The 21,208-nt window shown below is 68.7% G+C and carries 18 protein-coding genes and 1 pseudogene; 9 read left to right on the top strand and 10 right to left on the bottom strand.

The genetic code is table 11. The features are described 5' to 3' along the window. The first annotated feature begins 193 nt into the window (after positions 1 to 193). The 3 genes from ACFO8M_RS01245 (at position 194) to ACFO8M_RS01235 (ending at position 4,407) form a co-directional block, all read left to right on the top strand. The gene (locus tag ACFO8M_RS01245) at positions 194 to 1,240 is read left to right on the top strand and encodes a LacI family DNA-binding transcriptional regulator (RefSeq protein WP_387969409.1); all 1,047 of its coding nucleotides are present in this window, start codon (positions 194 to 196) and stop codon (positions 1,238 to 1,240) included. Positions 1,241 to 1,255: 15 nt separating this feature from the next. Continuing rightward, positions 1,256 to 3,613: a cellulosome protein gene (locus ACFO8M_RS01240; protein WP_387969406.1), complete on the top strand. Its 2,358-nt coding sequence runs from the start codon at positions 1,256 to 1,258 to the stop codon at positions 3,611 to 3,613. Between the two features lie 185 nt (positions 3,614 to 3,798). Further along, positions 3,799 to 4,407 (top strand): Uma2 family endonuclease, encoded by a 609-nt coding sequence (locus ACFO8M_RS01235; RefSeq protein ID WP_387969403.1) that lies wholly within the window; start codon positions 3,799 to 3,801, stop codon positions 4,405 to 4,407. A gap of 50 nt (positions 4,408 to 4,457) precedes the next feature. On the opposite strand, the gene ACFO8M_RS01230 is transcribed toward ACFO8M_RS01235, so the two are convergent. After that, positions 4,458 to 5,303: an aldo/keto reductase gene (locus ACFO8M_RS01230; protein ID WP_387969401.1), complete on the bottom strand. Its 846-nt coding sequence runs from the start codon at positions 5,301 to 5,303 to the stop codon at positions 4,458 to 4,460. A gap of 175 nt (positions 5,304 to 5,478) precedes the next feature. Between ACFO8M_RS01230 and mscL the strand changes: the two genes are divergently transcribed. Next, positions 5,479 to 5,868, top strand: a complete 390-nt coding sequence (gene mscL / locus ACFO8M_RS01225) for a large conductance mechanosensitive channel protein MscL (protein WP_387969398.1) — start codon at positions 5,479 to 5,481, stop codon at positions 5,866 to 5,868. A 50-nt stretch (positions 5,869 to 5,918) separates the two neighbouring features. On the opposite strand, the gene ACFO8M_RS01220 is transcribed toward mscL, so the two are convergent. Further along, complete coding sequence (locus ACFO8M_RS01220) at positions 5,919 to 7,037, bottom strand: serine hydrolase domain-containing protein (protein WP_387969395.1); 1,119 nt, start codon at positions 7,035 to 7,037, stop codon at positions 5,919 to 5,921. Between the two features lie 267 nt (positions 7,038 to 7,304). Here ACFO8M_RS01220 and ACFO8M_RS01215 point away from each other — a divergent pair, with 267 nt between their 5' ends. The 4 genes from ACFO8M_RS01215 to ACFO8M_RS01200 all read left to right on the top strand — a co-directional run bounded on the left by ACFO8M_RS01215 (position 7,305) and on the right by ACFO8M_RS01200 (position 10,235). Beyond that, on the top strand, positions 7,305 to 8,144 hold the full coding sequence (locus tag ACFO8M_RS01215; RefSeq protein ID WP_387969392.1) for a VOC family protein: 840 nt from the start codon (positions 7,305 to 7,307) through the stop codon (positions 8,142 to 8,144). Between the two features lie 88 nt (positions 8,145 to 8,232). Next, complete coding sequence (locus ACFO8M_RS01210) at positions 8,233 to 9,039, top strand: VOC family protein (protein ID WP_387969390.1); 807 nt, start codon at positions 8,233 to 8,235, stop codon at positions 9,037 to 9,039. A gap of 93 nt (positions 9,040 to 9,132) precedes the next feature. Continuing rightward, positions 9,133 to 9,534 (top strand): hypothetical protein, encoded by a 402-nt coding sequence (locus ACFO8M_RS01205; protein WP_387969387.1) that lies wholly within the window; start codon positions 9,133 to 9,135, stop codon positions 9,532 to 9,534. A gap of 206 nt (positions 9,535 to 9,740) precedes the next feature. Then, positions 9,741 to 10,235, top strand: a complete 495-nt coding sequence (locus ACFO8M_RS01200; RefSeq protein WP_387969384.1) for a GNAT family N-acetyltransferase — start codon at positions 9,741 to 9,743, stop codon at positions 10,233 to 10,235. A 203-nt stretch (positions 10,236 to 10,438) separates the two neighbouring features. On the opposite strand, the gene ACFO8M_RS01195 is transcribed toward ACFO8M_RS01200, so the two are convergent. The 3 genes and pseudogenes from ACFO8M_RS01195 to ACFO8M_RS01185 all read right to left on the bottom strand — a co-directional run bounded on the left by ACFO8M_RS01195 (position 10,439) and on the right by ACFO8M_RS01185 (position 12,163). Continuing rightward, the gene (locus ACFO8M_RS01195; RefSeq protein ID WP_387969381.1) at positions 10,439 to 10,774 is read right to left on the bottom strand and encodes a glyoxalase superfamily protein; all 336 of its coding nucleotides are present in this window, start codon (positions 10,772 to 10,774) and stop codon (positions 10,439 to 10,441) included. 56 nt (positions 10,775 to 10,830) lie between these two features. Beyond that, positions 10,831 to 10,998: pseudogene (gene rpmF, locus ACFO8M_RS01190) on the bottom strand (50S ribosomal protein L32); the annotation flags it as partial. 133 nt (positions 10,999 to 11,131) lie between these two features. After that, complete coding sequence (locus ACFO8M_RS01185; RefSeq protein WP_387969379.1) at positions 11,132 to 12,163, bottom strand: glycerophosphodiester phosphodiesterase family protein; 1,032 nt, start codon at positions 12,161 to 12,163, stop codon at positions 11,132 to 11,134. Between the two features lie 604 nt (positions 12,164 to 12,767). On the opposite strand from ACFO8M_RS01185, the gene ACFO8M_RS01180 reads away from it, so the two are divergent. Beyond that, positions 12,768 to 13,505: a DUF6270 domain-containing protein gene (locus ACFO8M_RS01180; protein WP_387969376.1), complete on the top strand. Its 738-nt coding sequence runs from the start codon at positions 12,768 to 12,770 to the stop codon at positions 13,503 to 13,505. A gap of 186 nt (positions 13,506 to 13,691) precedes the next feature. On the opposite strand, the gene ACFO8M_RS01175 is transcribed toward ACFO8M_RS01180, so the two are convergent. The 5 genes from ACFO8M_RS01175 to ACFO8M_RS01155 all read right to left on the bottom strand — a co-directional run bounded on the left by ACFO8M_RS01175 (position 13,692) and on the right by ACFO8M_RS01155 (position 21,188). Next, positions 13,692 to 15,482, bottom strand: a complete 1,791-nt coding sequence (locus ACFO8M_RS01175; protein WP_387969373.1) for an ABC transporter ATP-binding protein — start codon at positions 15,480 to 15,482, stop codon at positions 13,692 to 13,694. Positions 15,483 to 15,647: 165 nt separating this feature from the next. After that, complete coding sequence (locus ACFO8M_RS01170) at positions 15,648 to 17,516, bottom strand: CASTOR/POLLUX-related putative ion channel (protein ID WP_387969370.1); 1,869 nt, start codon at positions 17,514 to 17,516, stop codon at positions 15,648 to 15,650. Between the two features lie 416 nt (positions 17,517 to 17,932). After that, complete coding sequence (fxlM, locus tag ACFO8M_RS01165; RefSeq protein ID WP_387969368.1) at positions 17,933 to 19,156, bottom strand: methyltransferase, FxLD system; 1,224 nt, start codon at positions 19,154 to 19,156, stop codon at positions 17,933 to 17,935. Between the two features lie 69 nt (positions 19,157 to 19,225). Next, entirely contained in the window at positions 19,226 to 20,092 is an 867-nt protein-coding gene (locus ACFO8M_RS01160) for a hypothetical protein (protein WP_387969365.1), read from the bottom strand. 517 nt (positions 20,093 to 20,609) lie between these two features. Beyond that, the gene (locus ACFO8M_RS01155) at positions 20,610 to 21,188 is read right to left on the bottom strand and encodes an RBBP9/YdeN family alpha/beta hydrolase (RefSeq protein WP_387969361.1); all 579 of its coding nucleotides are present in this window, start codon (positions 21,186 to 21,188) and stop codon (positions 20,610 to 20,612) included. Positions 21,189 to 21,208 lie beyond the last annotated feature (20 nt).

The following is a 21,208-nucleotide window of genomic DNA, read 5'->3' as shown; positions in this document are numbered from 1 at the left end:
GGGGGCCTCCGGAACCGTTACCTGGGCATGACCACTCCGTTACAGAACTGTGCTCTACTGTTCTTGACCCATAAGTGACGTGATCGTTAACATCACTCGGCGTATCGTCGTATGGGACAGCCGCCACACTGGGCACAGGGACGGCCCGACCCCTCGAACGGCCTGCGACGAACAAAGAAAGAGACCTACAACGATGGCGCAAGCGAAGAAGGCAGCCAGTATCTGGGATGTGGCGAGACTGGCCGGAGTCTCCCACCAGACCGTCTCCCGCGTCGTCAACGGCTCGCCGCGGGTCGCCGCGGCGACCCGGGACAAGGTCCTGGACGCCATCGCCGAGCTGGGCTACCGGCCCAACCGGCTGGCCCGGAGCCTCGCGGGCGGAGCGGTCGAGTCCGTCACCGTGCTCGCCGCCGACACCTCTCTCTACGGGCCCGAAGCGGCCCTGCGCGGGATCGAGAAGGCGGCCCGGTCGCTCGACTGGAGCGTCCAGATCTCCGTGCTCGACCCGGCCGACACGCATTCGGACGCCGACATCATCGCCCGGCTCCCGCGCGCCGGCGAGCCGACGATCATCATGGCCCACGACGAGCCCGGCATGCGCGCCAAGCAGGTCCTGCTCGACACGCAGCCGCAGGCGATGGTCGCGATAGGGCCTTACACCGCCGAGGAGCTCGCCGCCTCGCCGTGGCTGGTGGGCATGGACGACGGCAAGGCGGCGGCCGAGGCCACCCGCTACCTGCTGGACCTGGGCCACGAGACGGTGCACCACCTGGCGATCCCGACCTCCACGGGCACCTTCGGCGGCGACAAGGCGCACCGCGCCGAAGGCTGGTCGCGCGCGTTGCGCGAAGCCGGACGCGAGGTGCCCGACCCGGTGCCCTCCGGGTGGACGTTCGCCGAGGCGTTCAAGGCGGTGCAGCCGCTCATCGCCGACCCCTCGGTGACCGCGATCCTCTGCGGCAACGACCATCTCGCCCTCGCGACGCTGCGCGCCGCGCACCTGGCCGGACGCGAGGTCCCCGGGGACCTCTCCATCGTCGGCTTCGACAACACCCCGTTCTCGGCGTACACGACCCCCGCGTTGACCACGGTGAACCAGGACTTCGAGAGCGTGGGCCGCGGCGCCTTCGAGCTGCTGCGCCACCGCGTCGACGGGTCGAACCCGCGGCCGAAGCAGAGCTGGCCTGAACCCGAGCTCATCGTCCGCGAGACCTCGGGCCCGCCGCGGCCCCGATCCTGACCGAAAGGCCCGGCAATGGCCCACACCCCCTTCCCCCAGGGGGCGGCCCGCCTCACCGCGGACTTCGCCGCCCCCACCGGTCCGGTCCTGCACGGCGCGGCCGGGTCGCTGTACGGCGTCTCGGAGGACGGCGTGCCCGGTGACGAGCTGCTGGAGGCGCTCGACATCACCACGCTCGCGGTGAAGCCGGACGGCGGCGCGCAGCACCCGAACGGCGACGCGTCGAGCGTGGTGCAGGTCCTGCGGCGCAACGGGAACGGCCTGGCCTTTGTGTACCTGCAGGACCTGTTCGCGAAGTGGCCGTACGAGGATGTGGGGATCGACCTCTACCACGAGAAGCTGTACGAGTTCGTGCCGCCGATGCTCACCCCCGAGAACGCCGGGCGGCTCGTGTGGGTGCCGTTCAACGAACCCGACTGGATCTGGTACGGCCTCAAGGAGAACTCCCCCGCGAAGTTCGACCGGTTCCTCGCCGACTGGATCACCACCGTGCAACTGCTGCGCGGGCTCGCCCCGGGAGTGCCGATCGCCGGGCCCAACGAGGCCTACTACCACCCCGAGTTCCTGCCGCACTTCCTCAGGCGCACCAGGGACACCGGGACGCTCCCGGAGTGGATGGCCTGGCACGAGCTGTCGCCGCAGTCGCTCGCCGAGTTCCGCGGCCACCACGCCGCCTACCGGGGCCTGGAGCGCTCGCTCGGCATCGCGCCGCGGCGGCTGAACATCGACGAGTACGGCAACAACCGCGACCTCTCCGTGCCCGGCCAGCTCGTGCAGTGGGCGGCGATGTTCGAGGAGGCGAAGGTCCACGCCGACATGGCGTACTGGACGGCCGCGGGCGGCTACTCGGGCGCGGCCCCGCAGCCGAACGTGCCGAACGGCGCGTGGTGGTTCCTCAAGGCGTACTGCGGGATGACCGGCCAGACCGTGCGCGTCACTCCGCCGCATCCGAACACTGTGGACACTCTGCAGGGGCTGGCGAGCCTCGACGCGGAACGGCGCACCGCCCAGATCCTCGTGGGCGGCACCGTCGAGGACTTCATAGTCACCGCCGAAGGCCTCGACCCCGAGTTCTGGACCGACCGCGTCACCGCCACCGTCCACCGCATCGACTGGACCGGCTACGAAGGCTCCGCCGGGACACCCGTGCCGATCGCACAGGTCGTGAGCGATCCTGCGCGCCTTGAGATCCCGATCTACGGGCCCGACCGCATGGCGGCCTACTGGATCACCGTCACGCCCGGCGAGGCCGCCCTCATCGGGCCGCCGCCGTGGAAAGGCCACTGGGACGCCGAGGCCGCCGACATCACCTCGGGCCAGATCACCCGGCACGGCAACGCCGACGACGGCAACGCCTTCGCCGCCTCCGGCGAGCACGACGTGAGCGGCCTCAACCTGAGCGACTCGGCCGTGGTCTTCCAGGTCGAGGCCCCCGAAGCCGGGGAGTACGACCTGGCGGTCTTCTACTCGCACATGTACGGGCGCGGCGCCGAGGCCACCGAACCGCAACCGGCCCAACAGGTCCTGACGGTGAACGGCATCGAGCGGTTCGTGGACTACCCGAGCACCATGAACTGGCAGCACCGCTCGATCGTCCGCGAGGCGCTGACCCTCAGGGCCGGGGCGAACACCGTCGAGCTGTCCAAGTCCGGCGCGATCGGCACCGCCCGCGGCGAAGTCGCGCTCGACAAGATCGAACTCACCGAGCGCTCCCGCGGGCCCGTCTCCTACGAGGCCGCGTTCGCGCGCCTCCACGGCGAAGGCCTGGTCTTCGACCTGTACGCGGCCGACGCGGGCTACCACCGCATCGAGGGCGCGGCCACCGGATGCCTCGCGGGCCCGCAGAACCAGGACGTCCCCGTCGACCTCACCCGGCCCGTGTTCCTCCACGCCGGGGTCAACCGGCTGCGCACCGCGATGATCGACGGACCGATCCTCCTCACGCCCGCAACGGGACCCGAACCGATCGAAGTGGACGCCGCCGAAGTCTCCCGTACGGGCGGCTCCTGCCTCGTCGTCAACGACTTCGCCAACCGCGGCCACGTCATCGGCTGGAACGGCCGCGGCGCCAGCGCCGCCATCGAGGTCGAGACCCGCGACGGACCGCACGTGCTGCTGGTCAGCTACGCCAACGACGAACGCGGCAAAGGCCACGAGTACAACATCGACATCGTCTCGCGCCCTTGCGACATCACCGTGAACGGCAAGGACGCGGGCCGGTACCCGATGCGCGGCACCTGGACCTGGAACGACTTCTGGACCTACCCGGTGATCCTCGATCTCAGCGAGGGCCGCAACACCATCGCGTTCGGCAACGCCGACGGCCCGACCGCCGAGTTCGAGCGGTTCCGGATCGCACCGCTCAATCCTTGAGGGGTCTCTCGCATTACAGGCAGTTCGAGGAGTCCTCGTCACCTTCGCGTCCCCCGATCGTTGGACAACCGCGGGACGGTGGCGAGAACCCCCGGGTTGTCACATACCGGTGAGAACCTGGCCGTCCCGGCGGAAACCAACAGTCGAGACGCTAGGAATGGAGGACACCCATGGGAGGTCGTGCAATGGTCGCTGCCGAGCCGGTCGCCGACGAACGACGCGTTGATCGCAGCCCTCTGTGGAAGGCGTGGGAGAGCCTCGAAGTGCCGCCCGGATTCCGTGCGGAGATCATTCGAGGAGAGATCCTCTTGTCGCCGTCCCCGACAAACAGGCACAGCCATATCTGCGCCCGACTCATCCGCAGTCTGGCTCCGTTCGCAAACGAACGAGATTGGGCGTTGGCCAGCGAATTGGCCGTTCATATCGAGCACACGGGTGAGGCGCTGATCCCGGACCTCATGGTCCTGCCGGATTCAATCCTGATCGAGGGAGAGGAAGCCTCTTCCATCGATTCCGCGGAACTGTTGCTCGCGTTCCAGGTCACGTCCGATTCGTCGGTTCGCCGTGACCGTAAGGCGAAACTCTGGAGCTACGCCTACGGCTTGATCCCGATCTACATCCTCGTGGACCGCCACGACGGCCATGGAACCGTGACCGTTTACAGCGAACCGGACGGCAACGGCCGCTATGCCGAGCATCACAGTGTCGAGTTCGAGAAGTTGGTACCGCTCCCTGATCCATTTGGCATCGAGATCGAAACCAGTCGTTTCGTTCCGAAGACTCCGAAGCCCTGACCGAAATCGAGGGGCCCGCGCCGAGGTGGCGCGGGCCCCTGCGTCGTCCGCTACGCCGAGGCGAGACCGTTCAGGGCCTCGTACTGCGCATCGGTGAGCGTGAGCTCGCGGGCGCCGAGGTTCTCCTCGAGGTGGGCGATCGAGCTGGTGCCGGGGATCGGCACGATGTTGTCGGAGCGGCGCAGGAGCCAGGCCAGCGCGGTCTGGGCCGGGGTCGCGCCGATCTCGGCGGCGATCTTGCCGACCGGCCCGTCGGGGCCAGCGTGCTCGCCCGCGGCGATCGGGAACCAGGGGATGAACGCGATGCCCTGCTCGGCGGTGTAGTCCAGGACCGCTTCGCTCTGGCGGTTGATCAGGTTGTAGAGGTTCTGGACGCTCGCGATCGGGGCGACCGCCTGCGCCTCCTTCAGCTGGTCCACGGTGACCTCGGAGAGGCCGATGTGGCGGATCTTGCCCTGGCGCTGCAGCTCGGCGAGCGTTTCGATCTGGTCGCCGATCGGCAGGCTCAGGTCGAGGCGGTGGATCTGGTAGAGGTCGATGGTCTCGACGCCGAGGCGGCGCAGGCTCAGTTCGACCTGCTGGCGGATGTAGCCGGGCGCGCCGACCGCGATCCATTCCTCGGGCGAGGGGCGCGTGTTGCCGCCCTTGGTGGCGATCACGACGCCGTCGGCATAGGGCCGCAAGGCCTCCGCGATGAGGGTCTCGTTGTCGCCCAGCGCGTAGGCGTCGGCGGTGTCGATGAAGTTCACACCGAGCTCGACGGCGCGGCGCAGGACCGCGATCGCGCTCGCCCGGTCCTTCGGCGGGGTGAAGATTCCCGGGTCGCCGCTCAGGCGCATCGCGCCGTAGCCGAGCCGGTCGACACGGAGGTCGCCACCGATCACGATGTCGCTCATGGGGAATGCCCTTCTCACAGTTGGTTCGTGCCGTGGCCGGTTCGCGCCGGCCGCTTCCGGATGCAACCGCGCGCCCGGCCCGATTTGTTCCCACAAAAGTGAGATCTGCTTCACGCCCAGTGCAAGGCGTTTCGCGACTGACGCTCCAACACGGGGGGATGCGAGACTCTTCGTCATGATCAAAGGGTTCAAAGATTTTCTGATGCGCGGCAATGTTGTGGAGTTGGCCGTCGCGGTGGTCATGGGTGCGGCGATGACCGCGCTGGTGGCTTCGTTCGGCACGGCCTTCCTCAATCCGCTGATCACGTTGTTCACCGGCGGGGCCGAGGTCGGCGGCGAGTTCACGGTGAACGGGGTCGTGTTCCCGTACGGGGTGTTCCTCAACGGGGTCCTGGTGTTCTTCTTGACCGCGCTGGCGGTGTACTTCGTGGTCGTGTTGCCGATGAACAAGCTCCGCGAGCGGTTCGCGCCCAAGGCCGAAGAGGTCGACGAGGTGCACGCGGTGGCGGAGATCGAAGTGCTGCAGGAGATCCGCGATCTGCTGCGGCAGCAGAGCCGGATCTAGCGGTTCGATTGCGGCAGGGCCCTGGGTCGTCCCCGGGCCCTGCCGCGTGTTCAGTTGCGGCAGAACTCGGTCTGGATCGCGGCGGTTATCGCTTCGGACACGGCCGGGTCCGCGGTGAGGCTGCGGTTGACGGTGATGGTGAGCTGTCGTGAAAGGTCTGCGCTGGTGAAGCTGTAGGACAGGTAGCCTTGCGCGCCACCGACATGCCCCCAGATTTCGCGGCCGCACAGTTCCGCGCCCGCCAAGCCGAGGCCGTAGCCGAACCCGTCGAAGGCCGGGACTGTCTCCTGCATCTGCGCGAGCTGTTCGGCGCCGAGGAGGTCGCCGCTCAGCAGCGCCTCGTAGAAGCGGTTCACGTCGGCTTGGGTGGCGACGATCGCGCCGGTCGACCAGGAGACGGACATGTTGTAAGTGGTGAGGTCGGTCAGGGGGCCTTCGGGATCGGTGAGCGCTTCGTAGCCGCGCATCGACGGGTTCGGCAGGAACGGGAAGACGCCGGCGAGATAGGTGCGGTGGAGGCCGGCGGGCCGCAGGATCCGTTGCGCGAGTTCGCGGGCGTAGCTGTGGTCGGTGACCTCCTCGATCAGCATGCCGAGCACGATGTAGCCGGTGTTGGAGTAGGCGAACTCGTCGCCGGGCGTGAACTCCAGCGGCTCCTCGGTCGCGAGCTCCACCAGTGCTTCCGGGAGGTACGTGTGGAACCGCTGGTCGTGCACCGTCTGCACATCCGGCCAGACCAGCGGCTGGTAGTCGGGCAGGCCGCTCTGGTGGCGCAGGAGGTCTTCGACGGTGATGGTCTCCTCGTACGGCAGTAGGCCGGGCAGGTAGGCGTCGATGGGCCCGTCGAGTTCGATCTGGTGCTCTTCGACCAACTGCAGGACCATGGTCGCGGTGAAGCTCTTGGTGATGCTGCCGGTCCTGATGAAGCCGCCTGGATCGGGCGGGGTGCCTTTGGCGATGTCGCCGACGCCGGCGACGCCGTTCCAGGCGCCGAGTTCGTCGCGCACCGCGATGCTGACCCCCGGTGCGCCCGCGGCGACGATGGCGTCCGCCTGGTCCTGCAGGTCGGCGCGTAGCGGCGCGGGTGCCGCCTGAGCCGGAGCCGCCGCGAGCGCGAGCGCCGCCAGCGACGCACAGCTGACGGCCGCAATGGATCTCATCCTGTTCATGACGAATCTCCTTGCCTGGGTGGGTGATCGCCCATGTGAGCACTGAGTTTCGTCGGATTCGAAGGCTGATGCCATCCGGCCATCCCCCGTTGGCGGGGTGGGGCAGGCACCAGGGCGCCGGTGTTTTCGGTACGCGACCGGCGGGTAACCGGCGAGCGATCGCGCCGCTCCATCGGCCCGGCCGGGATCGCCGAAGGTCTTGCCTGCGTCGCACCCCCGTGGGACGGTGGGGAGGCGTTGCCGACCCGACCTGCGAAGGACCGCCACATGCCTACCGCCATTCCGCTCGGAGCCCCGATATGGGCCGATGCCAACACTCCTGACCTGGCCCGGGACCTCGATTTCTATATGCGCCTGTTCAAGTGGTCGAGCTTCGACACCGGTGAGGAGTTCGGGCACTACACGGAGCTGTGCCTGGGCTCGACGGTGTCGGTGGCGCGCGCCGTCGGCGGGCTCGCTCCGAACCCGCCCGGGGACGCGAACGCGTTGTCCGCGTGGGGGGTCGCGTTCCATGTGGCCGACTGCTTCCAGGCGGCGGCCGACGCGGAGAAGCTGGGCGCGACCATGGTGAGCCACCCGGTGCGGGTGGGCGACGACCTGGTGTACGCGGCGATGAAGGACCCTGACGGCGGGGCGTTCGGCCTGTTCGAGCCGATGAGCGAACACGTCGGGTTCACGGCGTTCGACGAGCCGGGCGCGGCCGTGTGGTTCGAGTACGTGTACGACGGCGCGCCGGTCGAGGCGATGCAGTTCTACTCGGAGCTGCTGAACTGGTCGCTCAAGGTGCCGGAATCGGACGACCCGCCGCACGACGACGCCCCGTACGTGGAGCTGTGGACGCACGAGACCCACCTGCTGACCAGCGCGACCGTGGAGTTCGGCGGCGCGCGGATGGCGCTCGGGCCCGAGGTGAAGATGCAACCGCACTGGCTGGTGTGCTTCGGGACCGACTCGGTGGACCTGACGGCCGCGAAGGCGGTCGACTACGGCGGCCGGGTGGCGGTGGCGCCGGTGGACGACCCGGGCGGGCGCATGGCGGTGCTGGTCTCGCCGACCGGGGCGCACTTCACGATCATGTCGAGCAAGAAGCAGGGGAACGAGGGCTGAGGGCCCGGCGGGGAAAGTCCTGCGGTCGTCGGGGGCGCGTGGGACGGTGAGGGGGTCAGCTTCCACAACTGCGAAGGAGCAGTGCGCCATGACCTCGATCCCGATGGGGGCACCTATTTGGTCCGATTCCCTGACCTCCGATCTCGCCGTCGACGTCCCTTTCTACGAGCGCCTGTTCGGTTGGGCCTCGATGGACGCGGGTGAGGACTTCGGCCATTACACGACCTTCGGGCTCTCGGAGGGCACTCCTGGGCCGGGAAGCCCGGTCACGGGCATCATGCCGTGCCCGCCGGGGATGGAGGCGTCGCGGATCTGGAATCTGCAGTTCCGGGTCGAGGACTGCGACGCCGCGACCGAGAAGGCGCGGGAGCTGGGCGCCACGGTCGTGGAGGATCCGCAGGACGTGAGCGACATGCTCCGGTTCTCGATGCTCAACGACTTGAACGGGGCCTCGTTCGGCCTGGTCGAGTCGAAGGAGCCGGGCACGGGGTTCGGTGTCTGGGGCGAGCCGAACAGCGTCTCGTGGGTCGAGTACCGCTGCGACGGGGTCCCTGCCGAGGAGATGCGGTTCTACGCGGACCTGTTGGGCTGGAACGTGAACACGCCGCCTTGGGAGAACCCGTCGAACCCGAAGCCGTACGCGGCGTTGAGCGCGGCCGGTACCGAGCGCGAGTTCGGCGGCTGTCATGCGATGGAGGGCTGGGAGCTGGAGCTCCGTCCGCAGTGGAACGTGATGGTCGCGGTGGACGACGCCGACCGGATGTGCGAGAAGGCGGTGGCGCTGGGCGGCTCGATCGCGGGCGAGCCGATGGACGTGCCGGGCCTGCGCATCGCGGGGATCGCGACGCCCACGGGAACGATCGTCGGGATCCAGTCCCCTCGGGCCTGGGAGTAGCGCAGCACCGATCGAAACGGGCCGGGCCTCCGCGAACGCGGCGGCCCGGACTTTGCTTTGGGCACTGTGGAGGCGCGGCGCTAGTCTCGGACGATGACCCCGAGGCGCGTCCTGATCACCTGGCTGCTGGCCCTTGCGGTCGGATCGGCGCTGGTGGCGCTGCCGGACACCGGTGAGCCGGTGCTCCGGATCAGCCGCACGCACGGGCCGGGCCCGCTCGACCTGGTGGGCATCGCCTGCATCGCGTTCGGTGCAGTCGCCTTGTGGTGGTGGCTGATCCGCCGTCGCCGTGAGATCACCGCGCGCCTCGGGACGGTCGGCCTGATCGTCCTGGCGCTCGCGTTGGTGCTCGGCTTGGCCGAGGTGGCGTGGTCGGTGTCGGCCGACAACGGTTCGTGGTGGATCGTCGGGGCGGGCGTCGCGATGGCCGCGCAGCTCATAGCCTTGGCCGCAAGCGCTGATGCGGCATGCCGAGGGCCGTACCGCCGGGGCTGAAGGGGGCGGTGGCGGCGATCAGGGTGCGCCGGGGAGAGCGGCATGGACGTGAGCCTTGTCTCTTATCGCGAAGTATTGCCTATTGCAAACTGGGTGCAATAATGGCACACATGTCGAGGACTGCTGTTGCGCGAGAAACCAGAGGTGTAGAGGGTTACGTTCTGCGACAGGCGGAACCAGGTGACCTGCCGGGAGCGCGATCGGTCATGCTCGACACCGTGTACCGGGACTTCGGCCACGGGTATCTGCCGCAGTGGCACTCGGACATCATCGACCTCGACTCGTATTACCTTGCGCCGGAGGACAACACCCTGTTCGTCGCGGTCCGGGACGGCATGGTCGCGGCCACCGCCGGCGTGCGCGGCCAGACTCCGGCCTCGCCGCCGAACCCGCTCGAGGTGACGAGCCGCTTCGAGGAGGGCCGCACCGCGACGCTGTACCGCGTGTACGTGCGCCCCGAGCACCGCCGCCAGGGGCTGGCGGGTGCACTGGTGGACGTGTGCCTCGAGTTCATCGCGAGCCGCGACCGCTACACCGGGGTGTACTTGCACACGGACGCGCGGACCCCGGGAGTGGTCGAGTTCTGGTCGAAGCGCGGCACGGTCCTGTTCGACGAACGAGTCGCCGTGAACGAGATGCGCACGGAGACTCCTGACGAACCGTTCCAGACGGTCCACTTCACGCTGCACCTCGCGAACTAACCGCGCGACCCCGCCCCCGCGGATGCCGACCGCCCGCGAAACTGTCGTACCCCCGAGTCACTGTTGAATCGGAGGACCTCGCGCGCCAACACGCCCGACCTCGGGGGCCACTGTGCGCCTTACGGTGTCGCACCCTCATGCCATTGCTGCATCGGGGGTGGTTCCGCCCCGACACACCCGACCTCGGGATACGCTCCGGCCCTTCAGCCTCGCGGCCTGCCGATCCTCAGGCGGTTCCCGTCCGGGTCGCGCAGTTCGATCTCCCGCGTGCCCCACTCCATGTCCTCGGCCGCGACCCCGAACTCGGCCGCGATCGCGTCCACGTCCTTGACCCGCAGGTAGATCACGCCGTCCGGGTGCGCATCGCCCTCGTGCTCCGAGAGGAACAGCCGCACCTGCCCCCGCGCCACCTCCACGAAGAGCGGGAACCCCGGCTCGAACTGGTGCTCCCACTGCTTCTCGAAACCGAGGCGCTCGTACCAGGGCATCGCGGCCGCGGCGTCTTTGACCTTGAGGATCGGTATCGCCTGTTCGTCCATGCCCCCATGATGGCACCGGGGTCCGACACGCCCCCGGCCTTCGCTAACTCCTCCGGGAGGATCTGGCGGCCCTTGTACTGGCCGCAGTGCGTGCAGAGGTGGTGCGGGCGGATCGTCTCCTTCCTCGGGCACGGGCACACCTGCAGCGCAGGCGCTTTCGCCTTCCACTGCGAGCGGCGTTTGCGGGTGTTGGAGCGCGAGAGGCGCCGTTTCGGAACTGCCATGCCGCGATCTTAACGATAACCGTTTTCATTACTGAAACGGGGTGAGGCCGTCCGGAGACATGGAAGGGGCCGCCCCGGCGGCAGGGCGGCCCCTCTTCTCAGTTGCGATTCCTGGCTCGGCGTCCCGGTCTGGCTAGTCGCGCGCGGCGACGGCCAGGTCCGGGAAGTCGCTGAAGACCGCGTCCACGCCGAGGTCGTAGAACAGCTCGAACTCGGCCTCGATGTCGCCCCACTCAGCGGGGTTCGTGCTCGACCGGAGGTTCGCGGGAAGGAACGAGTTCTCGGCGCGGAAGGTCCAGACGTGCACGTCCAGGCCCCGCTCGTGCGCACGCTCCACGATGTCCGTCGGCTTTGAGATCGAGCCGTCGGCCGCCCGCGGGAAGATGCGGTTCTTGTTGAGGCTGATGGTGTCCAGGGTCTCGGCGTACTCGTCGAGCGTGGCGTCCGGGATCTCGCCCTGGCCGTCGATGTTCAAGCCCACCGGGTTGTCGATGCGCTCATCGATCGTCAGCAGGCTCTCGTACTCGAAGGACTGCACCCACACCGGCGACCACCTGCGGTCGAGCTTGCGCTCCTCGAGGAGGTCGGCGAGCGCGTCCTCGATGCTCATGCCCTTGTCCTCGTAATAGGACGGGTGCTTCATCTCCGGGTACGTGATCACCTTGCGGCCGAGGGTGCCCACGTAGTCGAGGACCTCGTCGTAGGTGACCAGCTCGAACTCGCCGTCGTGCGCGGCGCTGTCGGGGCGCAGGGTCGGCAGGCGCTCCTCGGCGCGGAGGGTCTTGAGCTCGGCGAGCGTGAAGTCGTCGGCGAAGAACCCGGTGACGGGCTTGCCGTCGATGAGCTTGGTGGTCTTGCGTTCCGCGAACTCGGGATGCGCGGCGACGTCGGTGGTCTCGTCGAGGACCGGCTCGTGGCGGGCGAGGAGTTCGCCGTCCTTGGTGAGCACCAGGTCGGGCTCGATGACGTCCGCGCCGAGCTCGACGGCGAGCGCGTAGGCCTCGAGCGTGTGCTCCGGCAGGTAGCCGCTCGCGCCGCGGTGGGCGATCACGGTCGGCTCGTCGTGATGGGGCTTGGCGACGGCCGGGGCGGCGGCCATGCCGATGAGGGCTCCGGCTGCGGTGACCACGGCCGCTCCGCGCAGGAGCGCACTCTTGGGGGACATGAATGTCCTCTTCCTATCGGGGACTGGGGCCTTCAGTCAAGCCGCCGCGGTCGTCACCCGTTCGGCGCGAACGTGAACGGCGACTGAACGATGCCAGAAATCCGGCGGACCCCGGAGGCCGACACGCCGCCGGCTCGCGAACCGGACGCACCGGCCCGCTTGCGCCCCAGGCGGGAAGCCGTCGCCTCGGCGGTGGTGGCCACCCCGGCATTCACCACCAAGACCATCGGTACGGTCACCGAGGCGACGGCTTCCCAGTCGGTCCCGCCCGGCCCGATCCGATCGCGGCAGGGGGCGCCACGATCCGGTACCGCTGGTTGCAGACCAGCAGTTATCGGTTTCTAGATCAGATCACCGAACGAGAAGCTAGAGAGGCTGGACCTCCCTCAAACGGTTCATATATCAATAGGAACCGTTTTCTAAGCTATCTTGACGCATCTGAGCCGGAACGTCAAGCATCGACATCTTCGAATGTCGAAGATGCAACCAGACGGCCTGGATCCGAACAGCCCGAACACCCTTCGCCCGCCGCTCGCACCCCGGCGGCGTCCGGCATACTGGCCCCTTTCGTGCCACTGCCGCCACTGGATCGGAGCATCCGCCAATGGAGCAACTTCCGCCGACCTATTCCCTGATCGGCTGCTGCGTCACCCGCGACGCAGCAGAGCTCGGCCGCGATCCCCTGCCCAGACCGGTCCACTTCGTCTCGCGCACCAGAGTCCAGAGCCTCGTGTCCACACCGAGCCCCATCGACGCCGACGACATCAAACTCGACTCGGCCTTCCAGCGGCGGACGATCGTCGAGGACCACCGGAAGACCGCGCTCGCACCCCTCGACGGGATCGACCACCCGATCGTCATCGACCTCATCGACGAGCGCTGGCCGCTCGGCGACACCGGGTCGGGCCTGGTCACCTCGACCTCGTACTTCCGCAACGCCGGCCTGGCCAACCGCCCGGGCTTCACCCCCGTGAAGAACGACGTGAAGCTCGCCGCCGACGGCCCGTTCACCACGGCCGTAAGGGCATTGGTGGCCCGGCTCCCGAAGCGGCCGGTCCTCATCCACCGGGCGTTCTGGGCCTCCCACACCACGGCCGGCGAGCCGGTGAACGATGTGAAGATCACCGACAAGAACAACCGCTGGCTCGAACGCGCCTACGCGATCCTCGAAACGGCGCTCGGCGAACGCGCCCTCCCGCCGGTCGAAGTGGACGCCGCCCTGCGAATCGCCGACCCCGGGCACCGCTGGGGCATCGGCCCCTACCACTACATCGACGAGTACTACACCGAACTCTCGGACAAGGTCCGCAAAGCACTCGCCAACGCGGCACCGATCGCCTGAGCGAGCGCGGACGGCGAACCGCCGCCGGGCCCTCGGCGCCACACCATGGCAGGTCGCGTCCGCAGCCGACGCCGCCGTTGGACCACCGGCTCGCTATTGCACTCCGCCACAGCCGCATCGCCCGCCGAGACGCGCAGTGCCCCGCGGCTTCGCCGCGGGGCACTCGCTTCGGTCGCTCTCGTACTGCTAAGCGGCCGTGAGCAACTGCGAGGCGGCGAGATCGCGGTACAGGTCGTCCTTCTCGACCAGCTCCGCGTGGGTGCCGACCGCTCGCACGAGCCCGGCGTCGAAGACCACGATCTGGTCGGCGCTGGTCACGGTCGAAAGCCGGTGCGCCACAACCAGGACGTTCGTGCGCTCGGCGGCATCGAGCATCACCTGCTTGAGCGCGGCCTCATTCGCGGCGTCGAGCTGCGAGGTGGCCTCGTCGAGCAGCAGCAGGCGCGGCTTGCGCAGCAGCGCGCGGGCGATGGCGACGCGCTGGCGCTCGCCGCCCGAGAGCGTGGTGCCCCGGTAGCCGATGCGCGAGTCGAGCCCGTCAGGCAGCTTGCCGACCAGCTCGGTCAGCCTCGCCACCGTCACGACCTCGTCGATGTCGGCCTCAGTCGCCTCGGGCGCGGCCATCACGAGGTTCTCGCGGAGCGTGCCGTCCAGCACCGGCGCGTCCTGCTCGACGTAGCCGATCAGGCCGCGCAGTTCCGCCAGCGGCCAGTCCACGACGTCGACGCCGTCGACCTTCACCGAACCGGTGGTGGCCGGATAGAACCGCTCGATGAGCGAGAACACCGTGGTCTTGCCCGCCCCCGAGGGGCCGACGAGCGCGGTCAATCCGCGCCCGCTCGACGCGAACGTGACTCCATGGTGGACGTACGGCAGGTCTTCGGCGTACCGGAAGGTCACGTTCTCGAACGTGACCTGCGCGGGACCGGAGCCTACCGGGATCCGCACGGCCTCAGGGAGGTTGCCCTCGTCTGAGGCCTCCTCGGCGTCGAGGTTCTCGACTTCCTCGATGCGGTGGATCGCGGCCAGGCCGGTCTGGAGCTGCGAGAGCGAGGCGACCAGACCGTTGATCGGGCCCATCAGGTAGAAGAGCAGCAGCAGGAAGCCGATCAGGGTGCCGACCTCCATGGCCCCGGAGGCGACGCGGGCGCCGCCGACGCCGAGGACCAGCAGGAAGGCGATGTTGACCGGCAGGAACGCGACGACTCCGGCCAGGGCCTCCCAGAACGAGGCCTTCACGCCCGTGTCGCGGGCGGCGGTGGCGGCCTTGTCCAAGCGGCCGATCTCATGGTCTTCGGCGCTGGAGGCCTTGACCGTGCGGAAGGCGCTGAAGATGCGCTCCAGCAGCGATCCCATGTCGCCCAAGGCCTTCTGCGAGGCGACGGTGGCGTTCTGGATGCGCGGCATGATGAACAGCATCGTCACGGTGACGAAGGCGACCATGGCCATGGTGGTGCCGAACAGGGCGAGGTCGAGCCAGGCCATGAGGGCGATGCCGCCGAGGATCATGAAGCCGTCGGTGACCCCGCCGATGACGGTGGTGCTGGCCACCGTGCGCAGGAGGTTCGTGTCGGAGCTGAGCCGGGAGACGAGGTCGCCGGGCTTGAGGCGGTCGACTTCGGCGACCTCGAGGCGCACGAGCCGGTCGATGAGCTGCTTGCGCACGGTCAGGACGACGTCCTGCCCGGCGATCTGCATGAGGTAGGGGCCGAGTGCGCCGAGCGCGCCGCCGACGAGGACGACCGCGCCGAGGTAGAGCAGCGGCCTTGTGAGGGACTCGTTCGCCGAGAGGGTGTCGATGACGTCCATGGCGATGAGCGGCTGGACGAGGCCGACGAGGCCGCCGGCGAACGAGAGCGCGCCGCCGATGACGAGCAGGCGCAGGTGTTGGCGGGCGTAAGCCCACAATCGGGTGATCGGGGCCCTGGCCGGCGGCGCTTCGGCCGCTTCAGGGGTGGGTGTGGCGGTGTCGGTCATGTTCCTGTTTCCTCCGCTGGGTGCTGCGGTCTCCATCGACGCTACCTGCGGCGTCCGACACTGCCATCGGCCAAGAGTCGGGAATGGCCTACGACCATAGTCGTACGCCCGTCAGGGGACGGTCGCTCATGACGGACCGTCCGCCCTGACGGGCGCCGATTCGTATCAGTCCTCGGCGAGGACGACGATCTTGTCGCCGGGCTGGAGCATGATCTGCTGGGCCTTGTCGGGGTTGAGGTGCACGCCGAAGCTCGGCGCCTGCTTGGCCTGGGCGACCACCCGGTAGCCGATGGCGGTCTCGCCGCGGCGCCGCGCCGATTCGGCCACGGTGTAGAAGTTGACCGGCACGCCGGGGCGCACGTAGTGGTCGGCGGGCTTGAGGTAGATCTCGGAGCCGTCGGGGCTGAACAGCTGCGAGAAGACCTGCGACAGGTGCGGGTTCTCGGCGGTCTGGGTCAGCAGCAGGCTGATGAGCTTGTCGCTGACGATGAAGTCGTCGGCCTGCGTGACCTGCGCGAGCGTGCGGTTGCGGTCGTCGGCCATCTCGGAGACGACCTTGAAGCGCGTGTTGGAGCGCTGGGCCATGTCGCGCAGGTGGAGCAGGGTCACGAGGGTCTTCGAGTCGGCCAGCTGCGGGGCCACGTCGTCCGAGCACAGGGCGATGATGTGGTTGTACGAGCCGGGGTTGAGGGACTCGAGGAGGAGCCGGTCGGTGGTGTCGTCCTCCTTGAAGTTGAGGCCCTGGACGCGCATGGTGGGGCCGATCTTCCGGATCGCCTCCGGCGCGTCAGGGTGGTCGCTCACGACGTCGGTGATCGAACCGGGGGCGACGTACTGGTCGAGCTGCTCGAGGATCATGCGCGACATCGCGTTCCAGCCGAGGATGAGCGTGCGCTCGGCGCGGTTCCCCGCGTCGGCGCGGGCCACGATGACGTTTTCGTCGATGATCGGGCGGGAGCCGTCGAGCTGGATCGCCGAGTCGTCGGCGGCGATGAGGATGAGCTTGTCGCCGGGCTGGAGCGAGGCGGAGGAGGGCGGGTTGATGATGCAGCGGCCCTCCTTGGTGAGCACGCCCATGAACGAGGAGGTCCGGTACGAGTGCAGGGCCTGGCTGAGGGGGCGGCCGAACAGGCCTGGCTCTTCGACCATGTAGATCTCGTCGCCGCCGAAGTCGAGCAGGTCGGTGTAGACGACGGAGAGGCCGGACTGGCGGCAGGTCTGCACCATCAGGCGGGCCATGAGGTCGTTGGCGTCGACGACATGCGCCGCGCGGCCGCCGGCGAGGCGGGCGGCGGGCAGGTTCCGGCCCTCGACCACCGCGCCGACGACGTGGCAGTTCAGGCCGGTGCTGCCCTGGGTGACGGCGAGGAGGCTGCGCACGAGCTGGGCGTCGGGGTCGTCCTCGGCGGAGGTCAGGATGATGACGCTCTTGGCCTGGCTCGGGTTGACCAGGGCGATGCTGTCGGGGTCGGCGGGGTCGCCGGTGCGGCAGACGACATGCGTGGACTTGAGGTCCGCGATCTTCGAACGGATCTCGTCCTCCATCTCCACTTTGTCGCGATCGGCGAGGATCGCGATGCACGCGCGCTTCTCGCTTTCGTTGGCCTCCACCAATTCCGAGATGACGATGAAGACTTGATCGGACCATCCGAGAATGACGGTGTGATCTTTCTCAACGACGAGCGAACGGCCTTTTCTGAGGTCTTCGAGTTTCGCGTCGAGACCGGTCGTCAGCACACCGACGAGTGACGACAGAATTACGAGGCCGCCGATGGTGGTGATGAACATGATGATCATCGACGCGGCGCCGCCCACGTCGCCGGTGATCGTACCGGCGTCGAGGATGTGGATGAATGAAGTCCACAAGGACCCGCCGACGCCATCACCTTCCGGTGTGAACACGAGGAACAATGCCCCGATTGCGGTGAGCGCCAATGTGATCACGGTCAGCCAACCGATGAGCGCTTTCGTGCCCTTCGACATGGTGTTGTCGAACCAATAGCGTGCCCGCTGTTTGAACGTCGGCTCGGACATCGGGGGCGTCCTTTCTGGGAACGGCTTTCGACCGGCCGACTCGGGGCGGAGGCGAGTGGGGCCGGGGAGGTTTCCGGGGTGTCAGCCACTATTACTGCATTGCGTCCACTGCGACCAGTCGAAGCGGCATCGCTACACGGGGTCACCCGGATCCGAGGGGGCGCATAGGGGTGGGCGCGGCGATCGGTAGGGCGACGACGCTACCACCCTAGTTCGAAACGTCGGGCACGGTGGGGCGAGGGTGACCGGACGGGCGCGCAGAAGTCGTCGCCGCCCGCGATGTGAGGCCGCTGCGGCACACGAAGGCCGACCCGATTCCACTAAGGAGGAACGTTGGACGTGATGCGCTGCGGGCCAGTTCAATGAAGGATTCACAACGCAAGCAATGTTGCGCCGCAAGGCATTCGGCCCGGCCGCTACCGGAGGCCGACCTTGTCAGGGGCCAGTTCGATCGCGAGACGGGTGTGGCGCTTGGGGACCGTGAAGCGCGGTTCGCCCTCCGGGCCAGTGCCCTTCCGGTAGGCCGTGATCTGAAGGCTGACGCCGTCGCGGCTGTCGGCGTCCCAGACGCGGACCTCGTCGGCCACCCGGACCGCCAGCGCCGCGCCGTTCGGGCCGTGGCCGCGCACGCCGATCTCGACGCCGCCGCCGGTCCGCCGGCTCACGAGGTACGCGAAGTCCTCGCCTTCGACCACCGCGGGGTTGGCCCAGCGCACCAGCAGCCGCTGCGGGCCGTGATCGCCGAAGGGCGCGCTCATGCGCCCGTATCCGGGGAACGCGCATGCCAGCCACAGCGACAGCTGCGTGGCGTCGTCGTTCACCTTGAGCTGCACCGGGGTCCAGACGGTCGCGCCGCGGCTGTCGAGCACGCCCCTCGCGCCGTCTGCTTCGACTCCCTGCTCGACGTGGAAGGTCATGATCCGGCCTGCGGAGAGCTCGACGGTCTGGTCTTCCTGGCTGCCGAGGCCGCGCATGGGCATGAAGCCGCAGCTCACGATCGAGCGGCTGCGCATCACGCCGTCCCTGTAGTCGAAGGCGACCGAGTGCTCGCAGCTTCGGATACTCAGGGGCGCAACGAGCCTGCCGCCGTCTGCCAGTTGGTCCCACCACGCCGGGGGCAGGTCCCAGGTGCCGACGGTGGCGATGATGCGGTCGTACGGCGCGCCGTCGACGTGTCCCAGCTCGCCGTCGCCTTGCACGACCCGGACGCGCTCGGAGCCGACCTCGTCGAGTGCCCTGCGGGCGCGCCGCACGGTGTCGGCGTCGATGTCGACAGTGGTCACTGCGCCTTCGGGGCCGACGAGCGCGTCGAGCAGTGCGGCGTTGTAGCCGGTGCCCGCCCCGATCTCGAGGACCCGGTGGCCGAGCCGGACGTCGAGCTGCTCGAGCATCTCGGCGACGATCGCGGGCTGCGACGCGGAACTGACGGCCTCGCCGTCGCTGTTGCGCTTGGTGACGTACACGTCGTCGGCGTAGGCGCTGCGCAGCGGGGCCTCGGGTAGGAAGCGGTGGCGCGGCACGGCCAGCATCGCGGCTTCGACGGCCCCGCTTCGGATCACGCCGCCGGACCGCAGGCTCCCTACGAGGCGGGTACGCAACTGGCGCGCCTCGTTACCGGAAGTATCGGAGTGATCACCCACATCGTCAAGCGTACGTCCGATGTGCCATGTTCGCCTCCCCCAGTTCCAGCGATTGGAACGGTTCAACGGTCAGTCCTTCGCCGCGCAGCGGACCTCCAGCATCGCCCAGAGGGCCTCGCGCCGGTCCTCCCCCACTTCGATCGGGGTGGCGACGGGTTCGCCGCCGTCGATGGTGATCCACACGGTGAACCCGAACGGCTGCTTCGCGTCGCCCACGACGTGGCCGTCGCAGCGGTTGGCGTCGAACACGAGCGGCACCGATACCGCGCCGGCCTCGTTCACCGCTTCACCTGCGGCGATCGCGTACAGGACGCTCCCGCGCACCTCGGTCACGTCCAGCGCCGCTTCTCCCAGCGGCGTCACGCTCAACCTCCCTTCGAGGGTGCCGTCCTCGGCTTCGGTCAACTCCCCCAACTCGATCTGCGCCGACGCCGCCACCGCCTGCGCCGCGCATGCTTCCCGGACCAATCGGTCAAGTGTGCCGTTGGGGTACGACAATTCCAGGTTCACCGTGTGCTGCGTCTCGTCCTCGGTCGCAACCTGGAGGACCACCGAGGCCGGCTCGGCGGTCGACTGGGCGCCGTCGGGGCAACGGGCCTCGCCGTATTTCGTGAGGAGGTCGCGCGGGTTCTCGCTCGGCGGGACGATCGCGTCGGATTCCTGGACTCCCAATGGCGCGAACGACTCGGTGATCAGCTCGACGCCGAGCACTTGCACCGGAGCGTCGCCGTTGTTGGTCACCGCGATGGCGACCTGGCCCGGCGCCATGAAGAGGCGGCGGATCTCGGCGGTCGCGGTCAGATCGGGCGGCGCGGAGGAACCGGGTTCAGGGCCCTCGGGGTCGTCGCCGCGGGGGCTCGCCAGACTCCCGGCCAGCGCCGCCGAGGCGGCGGCCACCAGGAAGACACCGACGATGGCGATCCGAACCCAACGCATGCGGCCTCCCGGTGAGCCGATCCGAAGGCCCGCAAGGGTTGGCGAGCGCGTGCGGGCCGTCTTCGGGTTCAGTCTGGCACTTTGGCCGGTCAGTGGGAAGCCCGCAAAGCGACACGCCGAGCAGCGGCGCACCCGGGGTCGGGTGTGTTGCGGCGCAAGGTCCCCCGTTTCAACGATGACGTGGAGGTACGACACTTCGACGGCGCAGCCGGGAGGGTCCGCCCCCGAGGTCGGGTGTGTTGCGGCGCAAGGTCCCCCGGATCAACAATGGCGCAGGGGTACGACACCTCGGCGATGGTCGCCGAGGAGAGTCCGCTCCCCGGGATCGGGTGTGTTGCGGCGCAGGGCCCCCGTTTCAACAGTGACGCGGGGGTATGACACTTCGGCGGGAGGTTCCAGAGCGGGCCGCTCCCCGGGGTCGGGTGTGTTGGCGCTCAGCGCCCCCGATACAAGGGTGCGCGGTGGCTACGACAATTCGCAGGCGCGGGCGATGGGCGGGGCGCTGTTGGTGGATTCGTCAGTGGTTGGGGCTCAGGCGCACTGCGGGGTCGAGGCACCAGTTGAGGGCTGAGGGCCAGGGGCCGTAGCCGTCGTCGAGGGCGATGTGGCCGCCGCCGGGGATCACGTCGACTTCGCAGCCGAGCGGCCGCCCGTAGTGCTCGGCGGCGCCTTCGACGCAGTACGGGTCGGCGTCGGAACAGGCGAGCCGGGTCGGGCCGTTCGCGAGCTGCAGGCTCGCGAGGTCGAGGCCGACCGTGGTGAACTCGGCGATGACATTCCACTCGAACGCGACGGGTCCGGGCGGGCTCGCCAGGAGGACCCGGTCTGCCGGGGCGGGGTCGGTCGCCGCGAAGCGCATCCAGGCCACGGAGGCGAGGCTGTGGCAGACGACCACCTTCTCGCCTCGCATGAGCGCCAGCTCGGCACGGATCGCCTCGGTCCAAGCGTCAAGCGAGGGCTGGTCGGTGTCGGGCAGCTGCGGGTAGAAGACCTGCTCGCCGCGCTCGCGCAGGCCCATGGCCAGCTCGTGCTGCCAATGGCCCTCGGGCCTGCGGTTCTCCACGCCGTGGAGGATGAGAAAGCTGCGGTTCCACATGTCACGCAACGTTAGCGGCG

This window comes from Glycomyces rhizosphaerae, assembly GCF_042647865.1.
Lineage (GTDB): Bacteria > Actinomycetota > Actinomycetes > Mycobacteriales > Micromonosporaceae > Glycomyces > Glycomyces rhizosphaerae.
Note: the sequence above shows the minus strand (reverse complement) of the source record. Positions and strands in the feature narration are given on the sequence as shown.